Below are 14,328 nucleotides of genomic sequence, written 5' to 3'. Positions count from 1 at the left end.
CATGCAGGAAAAATTGAATCAAGATAACATCACCCCTACAGAAAAACCGAGTGAAAGCGGGGAAGAGGTAAAAAAAGACTTTAAAGGTCTTGCCGGTAGTATAAAGAAGTTTTTGTCCGAACTATTAAATATTCGAACAAATACAGATCAAGCGGCCACCAAAGAAGCTATTATTGCGGATATTCCTTTTAAAGGGCATACGTCTTGGATACTCGTCTGTTCCATATTTATAGCTTCAATAGGTTTAAATGCAAATTCAACGGCAGTAGTCATTGGTGCCATGCTTATTTCTCCGTTAATGGGGCCAATTCTTGGTATAGGTCTTTCTGTTGGAATAAATGATATAGATACTTTAAAGAGGTCTTTGAAAAATTTTGCGGTAATGGTCGTCCTCAGTGTTTTGACTGCATTTTTATTCTTTAAATTTTTTCCACTTCAAGAGGAATCTTCCGAATTGCTGGCTCGTACGGCGCCTGATATTCGTGATGTACTCATTGCTTTCTTTGGTGGTTTGGCATTGGTCATCGCAAGAGCCAAAAAAGGAACCATTGCCAGCGTTATTTTTGGTGTTGCAATAGCAACCGCTTTAATGCCGCCATTATGTACCGTAGGATTTGGTCTAGCTATAGGTAATTGGGAATATGCTGGTGGTGCCATGTATTTATTTACTATAAACACTATATTCATTGCCCTAGCCACTTTCTTAATTATAAAACTGCTTCGTTTTCCAATGGTGCGTTATGTGAATTCCAAACGTAGGAGACTTATTGGCCGTCTAGCATCAGTATTAGCCGTTGCAGTAATGATACCTGCCAGTATAACATTTTGGAACGTCTTTCAAGAGTCGCTTTTTAGAAAAGCGGCCAATGAATTTATTTCAGAAAACATTGCACCTTATAAATTTTCTGGTGAAGGAAGGTTTTTAGAAGATTTTACCGATTTGGAATATAATTCCGGTAAAAATTCTTTGGTAGAAGTTGTTTTTATGGGAAATGAAACAGTGCCGGACAATATTATTGCCATGTGGAAATCCAAAATGAGTGAAAACGATAGATTAAAGGGTTGCGAGCTTCAGGTGATTCAAGGTTCGAAAAGTGGCGAGGCAGATCAATTAAAATACATTAATGAACTCTACGAATCCCAAAAGAATCAATTATCATCCAAAGATGAAAAAATCGCGTTTTTAGAATCAGAGCTTGGACGTTTGAACAAAGTTGCGTTCGGACAAATACCTTTCAAGGAAATTAGTATGGAGGCTAAGGCCAATTACGAGAATCTTGACCGTCTTGCATATTCCTATTTAATTTCTACTGACTTTACGAAAACGGATAGTATTCCGGTATTTGAAATAACTTGGAAGGACAATACGAAAAGAAGTCAAACGGAGAAAGATGCTCAAAAACTTCTAATGTGGTTGAAACTAAGATTGAACAATAATAATATTCAAATCAAGGAATTATCAAGTAATTAATTGCGTTCCTCAATGTACATCTGACGTACTTTTTTGAAAAGATCCGAAGAATAGACAAAGTTTGTAACCGCTTCGTTATCGGTCTTGAAAATTTCATTTTTCGTACCCTCCCATTCCTTGAATCCGTTTTTCAGGAAAAGTATTTTTTCTCCAATTTGCATAACGGAGTTCATATCATGGGTATTTATGACGGTTGTAATATCGTATTCTTCTGTTATTTCTTTAATGAGGTCGTCAATCAATATCGCGGTTTTTGGATCCAAACCAGAGTTTGGCTCATCACAAAAAAGATATTTAGGATTCATGACAATGGCACGGGCTATCGCCACCCGTTTCTGCATTCCTCCTGATATTTCCGAAGGAAACTTGTTGTGGGCGTCAATAAGGTTAACGCGTTTAAGTACCGTATTAACGCGGTCCTCCATTTCAGATTTGGATTGTTTTGTAAACATATCCAACGGAAAACGCACGTTTCCTTCAACAGTCATACTATCAAATAATGCACTTCCTTGGAAAACCATTCCCATTTCTTGTCGCAGATCCCTCTTTTCGTCATCTGTAAGTTCAGAATATCTTTTCCCGTCATAAATAATGCTTCCTTCTTCAGGCGTAAAAAGCCCCAAAAGACATTTCAAGAATACGGTCTTTCCCGAACCACTCTGGCCGATGATTAAATTTGTTTTTCCGGTCTCAAACGTTGTGGAAACACCCTTTAAAACGTGGGCTTCCCCAAAAGACTTATGTATGTTATCTACTTCTATCATTAGCCGAGCAGGAGTTGCGTTAATAAGTAATTCAAAATAATAATCACCACACTCGTCCAAACAAAAGAAGTAGTACTTGCTTTTCCTACCTCAAGTGCACCACCTTTCATATAATATCCATGAAAAGAAGGAATAGTGGCAATTACAAAGGCAAATAAGAGGGTTTTTATGAATGCATAAGCGATATGAAAGGGTATAAAGTCAGTTTGTAAGCCGTTAACAAAATCGGTACTGGTTAAAAACCCACCAAAAACTCCGGCCAGCCAACCCCCAAAAATACCAACGTACATAGATATGGCAATGGCAAAAGGATAAAATAACATAGCGATTATCTTAGGAAAAACCAAATAGTTCAGTGAGTTGACCCCCATAACTTCTAAGGCGTCAATTTGCTCCGTTACCCGCATGGTGCCAATGCTGGATGTAATATAAGAACCAACTTTTCCTGCCATGATTATGGACACGAATGTAGGAGCAAACTCTAATATGACTGACTGTCTGGTTGCGAAACCGATAAGACTTCTAGGAATAATGGGATTGGTCAAATTTAGTGCTGTTTGTATAGCCACTACAGCACCTATAAAAAAGGATATAAATACGATGATACCTAAAGAACCATAAATTAGCTCATCTATCTCCTTTAATATCAGCGATTTCATTATTCTCCATTTCGTCGGTTTTTTAAAAACCTCTCGGACCATAATTGCATAGCTGCCAACAGACGCTAAATAGTTCATGTATTAAAAATAGATTTCTTCGCGTAAAAATAACAATAAAGGAATGGATTTAAACCTCATTTGAACTTTTAAGGGCTATGTATTTTATTTACTTTTACCTTATTAAGAAATTCCGCATGAAAATTAGAAGTCTTTTTTCCTTTCCTACCTTTATTTTGGCACTACTTATCGCTTTTTCCGTTAATTCCCAAAAAAGAGACAAAACAGAGGAGACAACCCAAATAAAAGTGTCTCCAAAACTGGTTGTGGGTATCGTAGTGGACCAAATGCGTTATGATTACCTGACCAGATTTTACGAGCATTACGGGGATGATGGTTTTAAGCGGTTTGTAGAAGAGGGCTATAATTGCAAGAACAACCATTTTAACTACGCACCTACTAGCACAGGTCCCGGGCATACATCGGTTTACACTGGAACCACACCTGCAACTCACGGTATAATTGGAAATAACTGGTACGATAAGGAAAATGATATTGATGTGTACTGCGCTTCGGATGATACGTATAATTCCGTGGGCACTGCTTCTGATGCAGGTAAAATGTCACCACATAGAATGACGGTCACTACCATTACGGATGAGTTGAGATTGCACACGCAAATGAGGGGAAAAACAATAGCTATTGCCCTCAAGGATAGGGGTGCCGTACTACCCGGAGGGCATACGGCCAACGCCGCATACTGGTTTCATGGTGGGGATGAAGGAAAGTGGATAAGCAGCACCTATTATATGAATCAGCTACCTAAATGGGTGGATGATTTTAACTCCTCAGGAAAGGCTCAATCCTATAAGAAGGCTTGGACTACATTAGGTGATATAAATACATATTTGGAAAGCGGTCCGGATAATAATGGTTATGAGGGGTTGTTCCAAGATGAGGTTACTCCTACCTTTCCCCACAGCACGCCAAACCTATTAGATAAAACACGGGATTATGAATTAATTAAGGCTACGCCCTACGGAAATAGTATTACTACGGATTTTGCTATTGAGGCCTTAAAACAGGAAAACTTAGGTAAGGATGCGATAACCGATTTCTTAGCTATTAGTTTTTCAAGTACCGACTATGTAGGTCATAAATACGGTGTAAATTCAAAGGAGATACAGGATACTTATCTCCGATTGGATGAAGACTTGGCGCGACTGTTCAAAGCTTTGGACAAAAATGTAGGCAAAGAAGAGTATACCGTCTTCTTAACGGCAGACCACGGTGCAGTCGAAGTTCCTAGTTATCTTAAAGATCAAAGAATACCCGCTGGTTATGTGGATTATGAAACGACCCAAACAAAATTCTCAGAGTTTCTAAAATTCAAATATGGCACCGAGGATATCATTAAGAATTTTTCAAACCTTCAATTCTTTTTGGATGATAAAATTGTTAAAAATCTAGATTTGGAATTAAAAAACGTTCAAGAAACAATCGCGCTTGAACTTCTAAGCTATGATTATGTAGACAGGGTATATACGGGTTATCAAATGTGGCAGAACGACTATACCTCTGGAATACCCTATATCCTACAAAATGGCTTCAACCAGAAAAGATCTGGAGATATATTGTTGGTCTTAAAACCTGGCACTGCTAGTTACGGGTCTACGGGGTCAACACATGGTTCTCCTCAAGTTTATGACACGCACTGTCCTTTACTTTTTTACGGAAAGGGTATAAAGCAAGGAAGTACCGTAGCAAGAACGGAAATCCCTGATATTGCTCCCACAATAGCCACACTATTAGGAATATCCTTTCCGAGCGGTAATACGGGTCAGCCAATCGCCGAAGTATTAGAGTAATATGGTATTATGAGCAAACTTCCCATTGGCGTTTTTGATTCCGGGATTGGAGGAACCTCTATTTGGAAGGAAATTCAAGCCCTTTTGCCAAAGGAAAATTCCATTTATTTAGCTGATAGTAAAAACGCTCCATATGGAGAAAAATCTTCTGAGGAAATACTGGGACTAAGTATCAAAAACACCGAGTATCTTTTAAACCATAATTGCAAGTTAATCGTCGTGGCCTGTAACACGGCGACTACCAATGCCATAGACTACCTTAGAAAAACCTATAAGGTTCCATTTATTGGTATTGAACCAGCCATAAAACCTGCGGCCTTAAACTCAAGATCTAAGTCGGTCGGCGTTTTAGCCACTAAAGGAACCTTAACTAGTAGTTTGTTTCACAGCACTTCACTTAACCATGGGGAGGGGATAGAAATTGTGGAGCAACAGGGTAAAGGATTGGTAGAACTTATTGAAAGCGGTGAAGTGGGAAATGAAAAAACAAGGCAACTTTTACAAGAGTACTTACGGCCAATGTTGGATAAGGGAATAGATTATCTGGTTTTAGGGTGTACCCATTATCCGTATTTGATACCCTTATTAAAAGAATTGCTGCCCGAGAGCGTTAAAATCATTGATTCTGGTGAGGCGGTTGCGCGGCAGACGAAATCTATTTTAGAGCAGCACGGAATATTAAACCTTTCTAAGGTTAATGGCAAGCATCAATTTTATACAAACTCCAACGTGAGCGTACTTAAGCGATTTTTAGATGACCATAGAAATTCGGTTAAAGTGGCTTATTTGGATTTTTGACCTTTGGCGGGACAATTTTATTAAAAATTCCAAATAGTTCGGGATAGTCGTTATTTTATTCTTATGTAAGTTAAATAACTAAAAGCATACTTGTGCTTTTCATCCTTTGGATGGTATTCCTCGGTTACGAGCTTCCATGTTTTATGGTCAAGATTCGGAAAATACGTATCCGCCTCAAAGCTCTCATGTACCTTGGTAAGTTCTATCGTGTTCGAGAAAGGTTCGGCCTGTTTGTAAATTTCACCACCGCCGATAATGTAGGCGTGTTCATTTGAAACTAATTGGAGCGCTTCAACCAAAGAATTTACCACAATGCAGTCTTTAGAATCTACCTTATAATCTTTATCCCTGGTTATGATAATATGAATACGGTTGGGCAAGGGTTTAGAAAAACTCTCAAAAGTCTTTCGGCCCATAATGATTTTATGTCCCGTGGTTAGACGCTTAAATCTTTTAAAATCATCTGGAAGATGCCATATTAAATCATTATCCTTTCCTAAAGCACCGTTTTCCGCTGCCGCCGCTATCATCGTAATAGTATTCACTGTTTTTCTAAATTATATGAAACGAAATAGCAAAAAGCACGCCATTAAAATGCGACAATAACTATCTTTAAGCTAAGATACGGCAATTGATTTTTGTGCATAATCTATATGACAATTTGCCATAGATATTAAATAGAGAAATCAATTCATAGTCAACGCAGGTAGGGGTGGATACCATTGATGCAATACAAGTGTTGGAGGACTGACTTTTTGTTTATACAATAACAAGATATTACAGATATAAGATTTAGATGGAAAAAATAAGAAACGATTTTCCGGTAGTACGAAAAAGTATATATGTCAACACCGCCGTATTTGGACCTTTGTACGATTCCCTAATTGATTGGCGCCAAGAACACGATTTGGATTTGCTTTTGCACGGGAGCGATATGCGTGAAAAAACCATGAAGATACTGAGCGATACCCGTAAGACCGTTGGAACTTTTTTTAATTGTAAGACGGAAAATATAGCCTTGGTAAACAATTTTTCAACGGGATTGAACGTATTGTTGGAAGGATTGGACCCCAAAAGGAAAATTCTATTGCTGGAGAACGATTATCCATCTGTTAATTGGCCATTTGAAGATCGGAAATTTGACATCTCTTATGTAAAGATGAGCGCCGATGTGGAAAACGAAATTAGGGAAACCGTGCGCTCCGAGAATATTGACGTTTTGGCCATCAGCTTGGTACAGTGGCTAGATGGTTTTCTCATCGATTTGGAATTTATAAAGGACTTGAAGAAGGAATATTCTGATTTAATTATCATTGCTGATGGAACGCAGTTTTGCGGTGTAGTAGATTTCAATTTTGAATCCTCTGGAATAGACGTTCTTGGGGCCAGTGCCTACAAGTGGTTATTAGCAGGATATGGCAATGGGTTTATGTTGTTTTCTGACCAAGTTAAGGAGGAATTTTTTCCAAAAACGATTGGCTTTAATTCGGCAAATGGCGATGTTGATAAAAAGGAAAGCATCAGGTTTGCCAAAAAGTTAGAGCCAGGCCATTTATCCTGTCTCAATTTTGGAAGCCTTAAGTTCTCTTTGGAGTATTTAAAGAGTATAGGTATGGACAAAATATCGGCCCATAACAACAATTTGTCCCACAAGGCGAAACAGGAATTTACAGATTTAGGACTTTTAGACGATGATATAATAGAAAGGGCGAAGCATAGTACCATCTTTAATCTAAAAATTGACAATCATAAATTTCAACGATTATTGCATGAAAATGTATTGTGTGCGCAACGTGGAGATGGTGTACGTGTTGGGTTTCACTTTTATAATAATGAAAACGACCTGAATACGATTGTAAGAATCTTAAAAACAGCCTAGTTGTAATTATTTACTTCTAAATTTTGATGGTCCAATTTTTATAAGTGATGTTAAATCTTACCAAATTTTTATCAATTTCATAAAAATGATATTAATCATTGGAAATGAGCATCTTAATATAGTAGTTTTGCCGTAAATTATAAAAATCACATAATCATGGCAATAGCAAAACAATATTTAAAGACTAAACCGGTATGTAAGGTAACTTTTACAGTACCTGCAGAAGAAGCAAAAAAAGTAGCCGTAGTAGGTGACTTCAATAACTGGAGCCCAAAAGGTAGCACCTTGAAGAAACTAAAGAACGGTACCTTTAAAGGAACCTTCGACTTACCAAAAGAGAACTCTTATGAATTTAAGTACATCGTTGACGGTGCTTTCATAAATGAAACCGAAGCGGATGGATACAAGTGGAACGACTATGCTGGTTCTGAGAACGCTGTTCTAGAATTATAGTATTAGTTTAAAATATTAAAAAAGGCATGGAATTAATTCCATGCCTTTTTTATATGTTCTATCTATATTCCCCCGTATTACTTTACTACAGCTACACCTTTCCAAAAGGCAACCCTTCCTTTAATGCCTTTTGCCAATTCGCTCACTTCTGGGTAATACCAAGCGGCATCCTTATTTTCTTTTCCATCTACGGCTAAGGTATAATAAGAAGCGGTGCCCTTCCAAGGGCAATTGGTATGGGTATCGCTGGATTTGAAATATTCTTTTTTTATGCTCTCTGCAGGAAAATAATGATTGTTTTCGATAACCAAAGTATCATCACTTTCTGCTAGAATCGTGTCATTCCAAATTGCTTTCATAAGTTCAGTTCTTTTTTAAAACGTAATTTTTAAATTGATTTTGCGCGTCACTAAATTCGGTCTCAATAGTTAACCCTGATTCTTGTGCCAACCACTGCATGATTTCGTCGTCGTATTTCTGGGAAATTTCGGTATGAATAGTTTCCCAGGATTTAAAGCTAACTGTCAAATCTAATTTTTTTATTGAAACCTCTTGTGCTTCTTTTGAGACTAGGTAACTTTTTGCTGTACCGGTTTCCGGGTCGTACACTTCCCAATGCAAAAATTGATTTGGATTAAAGTCCCCTCCAAGTTCCTTGTTTATCCTGAACAAAATATTCTTGTTGAAGGCAGCGGTAATTCCCGTTGCATCATTATAGGCATCCAATATTTTTTTCGGATGTTTTTTTTGATCAACGCCCAAAAAAAGTAAATCATCCTTTAACATGATTTCTCGCACACTACGAAGAAAATTAATGGCTTGTTCATGCAAAAGGTTTCCTATATTGGAGCCGAGAAACAAGATTACTTTTTTGGCGTAGTTTAATTCATTGAAGGTCGAAAGGGTTTCAAAATAGGTTCCTTGTAGGGCTTTGGTTTTTACGGTGGGCAATTCATTTTCTATGGTTTCCGTCAATTGGTTCAGGGCATTCTGACTTATATCAATGGGTAAATACGTGAAATCTATATTCTGGTCGGACAATTCCTTAAGAAGGATTTTTGTTTTTTTGCCATCACCTGCACCTAATTCTATAAGATTAAAAGTTTCTGAGCCACGGGAAAACAATTCAGTGATATCAGTTTTGCGTTGTTCCAAAATAGCAAATTCCGCATCCGTTAAATAATATTCTGGCATCGCCATAATATCCTGGAAAAGTTTATCACCCACGGCGTCATAAAAATATTTAGAGGATAAATGTTTGGGGAAGTCCGTTAAACCTTGTCGCACTTCGCGTTCAAAATCTGTGGTGAGTTTCTGCGTACTTATTTTAGTCATGTAGTATATGTCGAGATTATTGAACCAACCTTAATCCGGTAAATTGCCACCTAAGGTATGTCGGGAAAAAATTGCGATAGGTAGGCCTGGAATGTTTAATGGGTGTGGCTACCGAGCTTCCCCTGAGCACTTTTTGATTCACCATAAATTTCCCATTGTATTCTCCCAGTGCGCCATCTGCTTTTTGGTAATTGGGATAGGGTAGGTAGGCGCTTTCTGTCCATTCCCAACGTTGTCCCCATTTGAAAAAATGTTGAGCGGCCTCCCATTCAAATTCCGTTGGTAGTCGCATACCTTTCCATTGCGCAAAGGCAAAAGCTTCAAAATAGGAGATGTGGGTCAAAGGCGCTTCGAAGTTTATTTTTTGCAGCCCGCTTAACGTGTAGTGTTGCCACTCACCATCAATTAGGTGCCAATATAAAGGTGCGGCAATGTGCTGTTGGTTTACCCAATCCCAGCCCTCGGCGTGCCAAAGCTCAAACCGCTTATATCCATCATCATTTATAAATTGAATAAATTCTCCATTGGTTACTAGTTTATTCGCTATCCGATAAGAATGTAGAAAAACCTTGTGCCTGCCCAATTCATTGTCATAGCAGAATTCCGCAGAATTGTGTCCAATCTCATAGATGCCTTCATCCATTGCTATCCACTCGCAGGTATGATTTTCGACTGGGTTTTCCTTGAATGTATTCGAATACTTCGGCAGTAGTGGATTATTTCCCAAAATATATTTAATGTCCGTAAGCAGTAATTCCTGATGCTGTTTTTCATGATGGATACCGATTTCCATTACTTCATCCATCTCATTATTGTCAACATTGGAAATCAATTCTTTAATGGCATTGGTGACATGGGCCCGATATTCATAGACTTTTTTGACGGAAGGTCTGGAAAGGTTGCCACGGTCCGAACGTACTACCCTTTTACCTACGCTTTCGTAGTAGCTATTAAAGACAAATGAAAAATCTTCATCATAAACCTTATAGTCCTCATCGTATACTTTTAAAATGAATTCTTCAAAAAACCAAGTGGTGTGTCCTAGATGCCATTTAGGAGGAGACACGTCTACGATTGGTTGTACCACATAATCCTCAATCTCTAAAGGTTGGCAAATAGTTTCGGTATGCTTTCTGGTTTCTAAGAAAAAATCCAAAAGCGAATCGGTAAGTATCATTAAAGCAATTTTACCTTAAAGATAAATAATAATTTCGGTCGAAGGTATTTTTAGAACTCTTCAAGCCGTGTCATAGACCGGTAGACTGAAACTAAAAGCAGTGCCCTCGTTAGGCTTGCTTAAAACTTTTATGCTTCCATTATGGAGTTCTATTATTTTTTTCACAATAGCGAGGCCAAGACCCGCCCCTTCCTTCTGTTTCGTTGTTTTGGTCTGGCGGTAGCGCTCAAAAATAAGTGCCTGGTTTTCTTTTCGAATTCCCGGACCTGAATCCTTAATCGTAATCTCAACATTTTTTCCTTTGGGTTCAATTTTTACGATAATCTCTCCTTTTTCAGGTGTAAACTTTAGGGCATTGTCCATTAAGTTCTGTATTGCTCTTTCAACAAGTGATATATCCGCAAAAACAAGGGGAATACCCTTCTTCATTTCTAATTTTAAACTTATATTTTTTTGTGCTGCCAGTACTTGATAATTCCTGTGAATATCGTTGGCCAACTCACTTATTAAAAATGGCTCTTTTTGTGGTTCAATCTGATTGGCTTCCAATTTCGAATATTCAAAAAGCTGTGAAATAAGTTTAGAAAGCCTTTCCCCACTGGATTTTATAGTTTTTAAATAATCTGAACGTTGCTCATTGGTTAGTTCGATATCCTTCATTTGCAAGGTTTCGATATATCCTTGCATAATGGCAAGTGGTGTCCGTAAATCATGTGAAATATTGGCAATTAACTCTCGTCGCAAAACCTCTAGCGACTTTATTTTTTCAATATCGTTCAAAATGGTATCCGCCATTTCATTATAGGTGGTAGCGACTCCTGCCAAATCGGTGTTCTCTGCGTCCTTAATTCTATATGTTAAATCCCCCTGCTGAAAACGTTTGGCGGCGTAGACCACAGCCCTTAAATTTTTTGTCAGATACCAGACTGATAATATTCCCAGAACTGCCGCAAAAAAAAGGGTCAAGAGGGATGTTCCCAACCCCAGTTTTAGGGCATAGCTATTAAAGAGCGTATTTCTGGTAGCCAGATAATCCTCTCCAGCCAATATAATATAGATGTAACCTTCTTTACCATTCTTATCAAAATGAGCGGCGGAAAAGACCTGTTTGTTGTCCAAGTTCTTTGGATCGTCCCCAAGAATATAATTCTGACCTTTAGAGGAAATAAACTTTTTAATTGGAGCTAGGTCTATTTTCTTTAGATTGGTATCCGGTGCATCATGGTCAAGAACTACAGAGTATTGTATACGCCCATCCAAATCTAGTAAGTAGACCTCAATTGCTCTGTTTACCGCCATCATGTCGTGCATAATATCTCCGAACAAAGCTTTGTTCACTACTCCCGCACTATCAATTGGGCTTTGGTCAATAAACTTCTCGTCAATTAAGTCTTGCGCCAAATTGGAATGCAGTCTTTGGGTAGTTTCATAAAAGTACTTATTGGATAGGTAGATGGTGGCTATTGTATAGCTTACCCCTGCCAAAACGAGAATGGCCAGAAAGGAGAATACCAGTCTTTTTATTAGCCTATTTGAGAGTATATTGTCACTCATAATTCCTCATTGAATTTGTATCCTACCCCCCATGTGGTCAAAATAAATTTTGGCTTGCTCATGTCTGGTTCAATTTTAGAACGAAGGCGGTTTATATGTGAGTTTACGGTGTGTTCATATCCTTCAAAGTCATACCCCCAAATAAGGTTCAAGAGTTTGGCGCGATCATAACTTTTACCGGGGTTGGAGGCCAACAACACTAATAGTTCAAATTCTTTTGGTGACAGTTCTATTTTGGTATCATTCAAAACAACCTTTCGCATTTCGATGTTAACTGATAGATTACCGAATTTTATTATATTTTGAGTTGAGTTGTTTAATTCGGTTTTAGAAATCATTTTTTGTCTTCTGAAAATAGCCTTAACCCTTGCGATAAATTCCCGAACACTAAATGGTTTGGTTAAATAGTCATCGGCACCCAATTCCAAACCTAACACTTTATCAATTTCCTCAGAGCGGGCAGTGAGCATTATAATGGGTGATTTTATCTTGTTGGCCCTTATCTTCTGACACACTTCAAGACCATCCATTTCAGGAAGCATAATATCTAGTATTATTAAATCCGGCACTTCCTCAATAGCTTTATGAAGGCCGTCACCTCCTCTTGTGGCAAAGGACACTTCACAACCTAAATCCTTCAAATGTATTTCCAACAAATGAATGATTTCGATGTCGTCTTCAATAATCAATACTTTTTTCATGAATAGCGAAATAAAGGGTAAAATGTCACGGAAAGTTCACAGTTCTTCAAAAATTATCCAGTTTCCGTGACTAAAAAGTCGTTTAAAATGGTCGTTTCTTTCAAAAACCTAAGAAAATAATGGTTAAGAAACTGAAAATCAATAGATAATAAAAATTGAATTTTGTGTGATACTTCTGTTACAGCATCTGGGTTTCTTTGAATCGGATTTAAAAATAGACCGATTATGAATAATTTAAAAACACTTTTACTGATACTTGCTATGTCTGTCTTCATAGTTAGTTGTGAGGACGACGACCCTACTGTCGCCGAAATAACCTTGGATGCGGGAACTTTATCTGGAGGACCTTTCACCTTTACAGTGGATGGAAATCCTGATATGGTAAGCGGGATAACCCTTGATGCGTCAACGCTAACGGGTAGTTTTCAAAACTATGTGATTACCGATGCAGAAAGAAACATACTTGGACTACCGCCAACTTTGGAGGCCGTTGAGGGTGTGAATTTTGATGAAGCCGGTGAGGGCTCTTGTTATATTTATCATTTGACCTATGAACAGGGCTTGAACGGTTTGGTGGCTGGAGAAAATCTGGATAATCTTTTTGGTGATTTTGACCTTTCCAATTTTATTACCGTAAACAGAAATGGATTGAACGCGGGTGTATTGGGAGGTGGTCCTTTTGAGTTTACGGTTAATGGCATGGCTGATATGGTTAGTGGTATCACTTTGGACGATAACTTGCTAAATGGCGACAACCAGACCTATGTTATAACAGATGATGCCAACACAATTCTTGGACTGCCACCAACATTGGCTGCGATTGAAGGCGTAAACTTTGATGAAGCCGGTGCTGGGGTATGTCTTATATGGCATTTGACCTATGCGGATGGACTAACAGGTCTTGAAGCAGGAAATAACGTTTCTGATTTGGTTGGCGGATATGCACTTTCAAATTCAATAATGGTCACTAGGAATGCTCTTAATGGAGGTACTTTATCAGGCGGACCATACGAGTTTGTTGTTGACGGAACACCGGATAAAGCAACAGACCTAGCTTTGGATGACACCGCAGTTAACGGTGGAAATAGTGGTTTTGTAATTACCGATGCGGATTTGAAGATTCTTGGATTGCCACCCACTTTGGAAGCCGCTCAAGGGGTTGATTTCGATAGTGCAGGGGCAGGGGTTTGCTTAATCTGGCATATTACTTATGAGGATGGATTGGTAGGTCTGGAAGTAGGAATGAATGCGGGAGATTTAGATGGTTTCTTCGCCTTGTCCAATTCAATAACCGTAACCCGAGAACCATTGGATGCGGGAACACTTTCTGGAGGTCCTTTTACTTTTACCATAGACGGCTCACCTGACATGGTAAGTAACATCACATTAGATTCCAGTAATTTAAACGGTTCTAACCAGACCTATGTAATTACGGATGATGTCCTCAATATCTTAGGTTTGCCGCCTACCTTGGCTGCGGTAAAAGGCGTAGATTTTGATGGAGCGGGAGTGGGTGTTTGTTATATTTGGCACTTAACGTATGAGAATGGTATTGTTGGTTTGGAGGCTGGAGAAAATCTGGATAATCTTTTTGGTGATTTTGACCTTTCCAATTTTATTACGGTCACCAGGGAATAATTTTTGAAAAAGAAAATTTATTTTGCTGTGAAGC

At 38.4% G+C, this 14,328-nt stretch carries 14 protein-coding genes; 6 read left to right on the top strand and 8 right to left on the bottom strand.

The window, feature by feature from the left end; all coding sequences use genetic code 11:
• Nucleotide 1: 1 nt before the first annotated feature.
• Nucleotides 2-1,471: a DUF389 domain-containing protein gene (locus N8A89_RS03735; protein ID WP_281541047.1), complete on the top strand. Its 1,470-nt coding sequence runs from the start codon at nt 2-4 to the stop codon at nt 1,469-1,471.
• Here the strand turns inward: N8A89_RS03735 and N8A89_RS03730 are convergent.
• Both N8A89_RS03730 and N8A89_RS03725 read right to left on the bottom strand, forming a co-directional pair.
• On the bottom strand, nt 1,468-2,235 hold the full coding sequence (locus N8A89_RS03730) for an ABC transporter ATP-binding protein (protein ID WP_281541046.1): 768 nt from the start codon (nt 2,233-2,235) through the stop codon (nt 1,468-1,470). The two genes, N8A89_RS03735 and N8A89_RS03730, sit on opposite strands and share 4 nt — an antisense overlap.
• Nucleotides 2,235-2,972 carry an MlaE family ABC transporter permease gene (locus N8A89_RS03725; RefSeq protein ID WP_281541045.1) on the bottom strand — a complete coding sequence of 246 codons (738 nt, stop codon included), beginning with the start codon at nt 2,970-2,972 and terminating at the stop codon, nt 2,235-2,237. Before N8A89_RS03725 ends, N8A89_RS03730 begins: the two co-directional genes overlap by 1 nt.
• Nucleotides 2,973-3,088: 116 nt before the next feature.
• Here N8A89_RS03725 and pafA point away from each other — a divergent pair, with 116 nt between their 5' ends.
• Both pafA and murI read left to right on the top strand, forming a co-directional pair.
• A complete protein-coding gene (gene pafA / locus N8A89_RS03720) occupies nt 3,089-4,759 on the top strand; it encodes an alkaline phosphatase PafA (protein ID WP_281541044.1) in 1,671 nt (556 codons plus the stop codon).
• A 9-nt stretch (nt 4,760-4,768) separates the two neighbouring features.
• On the top strand, nt 4,769-5,557 hold the full coding sequence (murI, locus tag N8A89_RS03715) for a glutamate racemase (protein WP_281541043.1): 789 nt from the start codon (nt 4,769-4,771) through the stop codon (nt 5,555-5,557).
• 50 nt (nt 5,558-5,607) lie between these two features.
• Here the strand turns inward: murI and N8A89_RS03710 are convergent, their stop codons facing one another.
• Entirely contained in the window at nt 5,608-6,087 is a 480-nt protein-coding gene (locus N8A89_RS03710; protein WP_281543332.1) for a dihydrofolate reductase, read from the bottom strand.
• Between the two features lie 266 nt (nt 6,088-6,353).
• Between N8A89_RS03710 and N8A89_RS03705 the strand changes: the two genes are divergently transcribed.
• Entirely contained in the window at nt 6,354-7,436 is a 1,083-nt protein-coding gene (locus N8A89_RS03705) for an aminotransferase class V-fold PLP-dependent enzyme (protein ID WP_281541042.1), read from the top strand.
• Between the two features lie 156 nt (nt 7,437-7,592).
• Nucleotides 7,593-7,889 (top strand): isoamylase early set domain-containing protein, encoded by a 297-nt coding sequence (locus N8A89_RS03700; protein ID WP_281541041.1) that lies wholly within the window; start codon nt 7,593-7,595, stop codon nt 7,887-7,889.
• A 77-nt stretch (nt 7,890-7,966) separates the two neighbouring features.
• Here the strand turns inward: N8A89_RS03700 and N8A89_RS03695 are convergent, their stop codons facing one another.
• Genes N8A89_RS03695 through N8A89_RS03675 form a run of 5 tightly spaced genes read right to left on the bottom strand, consistent with a single transcriptional unit; the run spans nt 7,967 to nt 12,656 of the window.
• A complete protein-coding gene (locus tag N8A89_RS03695) occupies nt 7,967-8,248 on the bottom strand; it encodes a DUF427 domain-containing protein (RefSeq protein ID WP_281541040.1) in 282 nt (93 codons plus the stop codon).
• A 4-nt stretch (nt 8,249-8,252) separates the two neighbouring features.
• Nucleotides 8,253-9,224 (bottom strand): L-histidine N(alpha)-methyltransferase, encoded by a 972-nt coding sequence (egtD, locus tag N8A89_RS03690; RefSeq protein ID WP_289644949.1) that lies wholly within the window; start codon nt 9,222-9,224, stop codon nt 8,253-8,255.
• A gap of 16 nt (nt 9,225-9,240) precedes the next feature.
• Nucleotides 9,241-10,401: an ergothioneine biosynthesis protein EgtB gene (gene egtB / locus N8A89_RS03685; protein WP_281541039.1), complete on the bottom strand. Its 1,161-nt coding sequence runs from the start codon at nt 10,399-10,401 to the stop codon at nt 9,241-9,243.
• A gap of 60 nt (nt 10,402-10,461) precedes the next feature.
• Nucleotides 10,462-11,955 carry a sensor histidine kinase gene (locus N8A89_RS03680; protein WP_289644948.1) on the bottom strand — a complete coding sequence of 498 codons (1,494 nt, stop codon included), beginning with the start codon at nt 11,953-11,955 and terminating at the stop codon, nt 10,462-10,464.
• The gene (locus N8A89_RS03675; RefSeq protein WP_289644947.1) at nt 11,952-12,656 is read right to left on the bottom strand and encodes a response regulator transcription factor; all 705 of its coding nucleotides are present in this window, start codon (nt 12,654-12,656) and stop codon (nt 11,952-11,954) included. The genes N8A89_RS03680 and N8A89_RS03675 overlap by 4 nt, the downstream gene beginning before the upstream one ends.
• A 225-nt stretch (nt 12,657-12,881) precedes the next feature.
• Here N8A89_RS03675 and N8A89_RS03670 point away from each other — a divergent pair, with 225 nt between their 5' ends.
• The gene (locus N8A89_RS03670; RefSeq protein ID WP_281541035.1) at nt 12,882-14,294 is read left to right on the top strand and encodes a hypothetical protein; all 1,413 of its coding nucleotides are present in this window, start codon (nt 12,882-12,884) and stop codon (nt 14,292-14,294) included.
• Nucleotides 14,295-14,328: the final 34 nt, after the last annotated feature.

The sequence above is a fragment of the Maribacter aestuarii genome, from assembly GCF_027474845.2.
Lineage (GTDB): Bacteria > Bacteroidota > Bacteroidia > Flavobacteriales > Flavobacteriaceae > Maribacter > Maribacter aestuarii.
This window is presented reverse-complemented; position numbering and strand designations above follow the sequence as displayed.

What these genes read in the sequence shown, in the direction of transcription:
- egtD (WP_289644949.1), bottom strand. Translation starts at nt 9,224, where the DNA reads ATGACTAAAATAAGTACGCAGAAACTCACCACAGATTTTGAACGCGAA.
- N8A89_RS03680 (WP_289644948.1), bottom strand. Translation starts at nt 11,955, where the DNA reads ATGAGTGACAATATACTCTCAAATAGGCTAATAAAAAGACTGGTATTC.
- N8A89_RS03675 (WP_289644947.1), bottom strand. Translation starts at nt 12,656, where the DNA reads ATGAAAAAAGTATTGATTATTGAAGACGACATCGAAATCATTCATTTG.
- N8A89_RS03695 (WP_281541040.1), bottom strand. Translation starts at nt 8,248, where the DNA reads ATGAAAGCAATTTGGAATGACACGATTCTAGCAGAAAGTGATGATACT.
- murI (WP_281541043.1), top strand. Translation starts at nt 4,769, where the DNA reads ATGAGCAAACTTCCCATTGGCGTTTTTGATTCCGGGATTGGAGGAACC.
- egtB (WP_281541039.1), bottom strand. Translation starts at nt 10,401, where the DNA reads ATGATACTTACCGATTCGCTTTTGGATTTTTTCTTAGAAACCAGAAAG.
- N8A89_RS03705 (WP_281541042.1), top strand. Translation starts at nt 6,354, where the DNA reads ATGGAAAAAATAAGAAACGATTTTCCGGTAGTACGAAAAAGTATATAT.
- N8A89_RS03730 (WP_281541046.1), bottom strand. Translation starts at nt 2,235, where the DNA reads ATGATAGAAGTAGATAACATACATAAGTCTTTTGGGGAAGCCCACGTT.
- N8A89_RS03710 (WP_281543332.1), bottom strand. Translation starts at nt 6,087, where the DNA reads ATGATAGCGGCGGCAGCGGAAAACGGTGCTTTAGGAAAGGATAATGAT.
- N8A89_RS03670 (WP_281541035.1), top strand. Translation starts at nt 12,882, where the DNA reads ATGAATAATTTAAAAACACTTTTACTGATACTTGCTATGTCTGTCTTC.
- N8A89_RS03735 (WP_281541047.1), top strand. Translation starts at nt 2, where the DNA reads ATGCAGGAAAAATTGAATCAAGATAACATCACCCCTACAGAAAAACCG.
- N8A89_RS03725 (WP_281541045.1), bottom strand. Translation starts at nt 2,972, where the DNA reads ATGAACTATTTAGCGTCTGTTGGCAGCTATGCAATTATGGTCCGAGAG.
- N8A89_RS03700 (WP_281541041.1), top strand. Translation starts at nt 7,593, where the DNA reads ATGGCAATAGCAAAACAATATTTAAAGACTAAACCGGTATGTAAGGTA.
- pafA (WP_281541044.1), top strand. Translation starts at nt 3,089, where the DNA reads ATGAAAATTAGAAGTCTTTTTTCCTTTCCTACCTTTATTTTGGCACTA.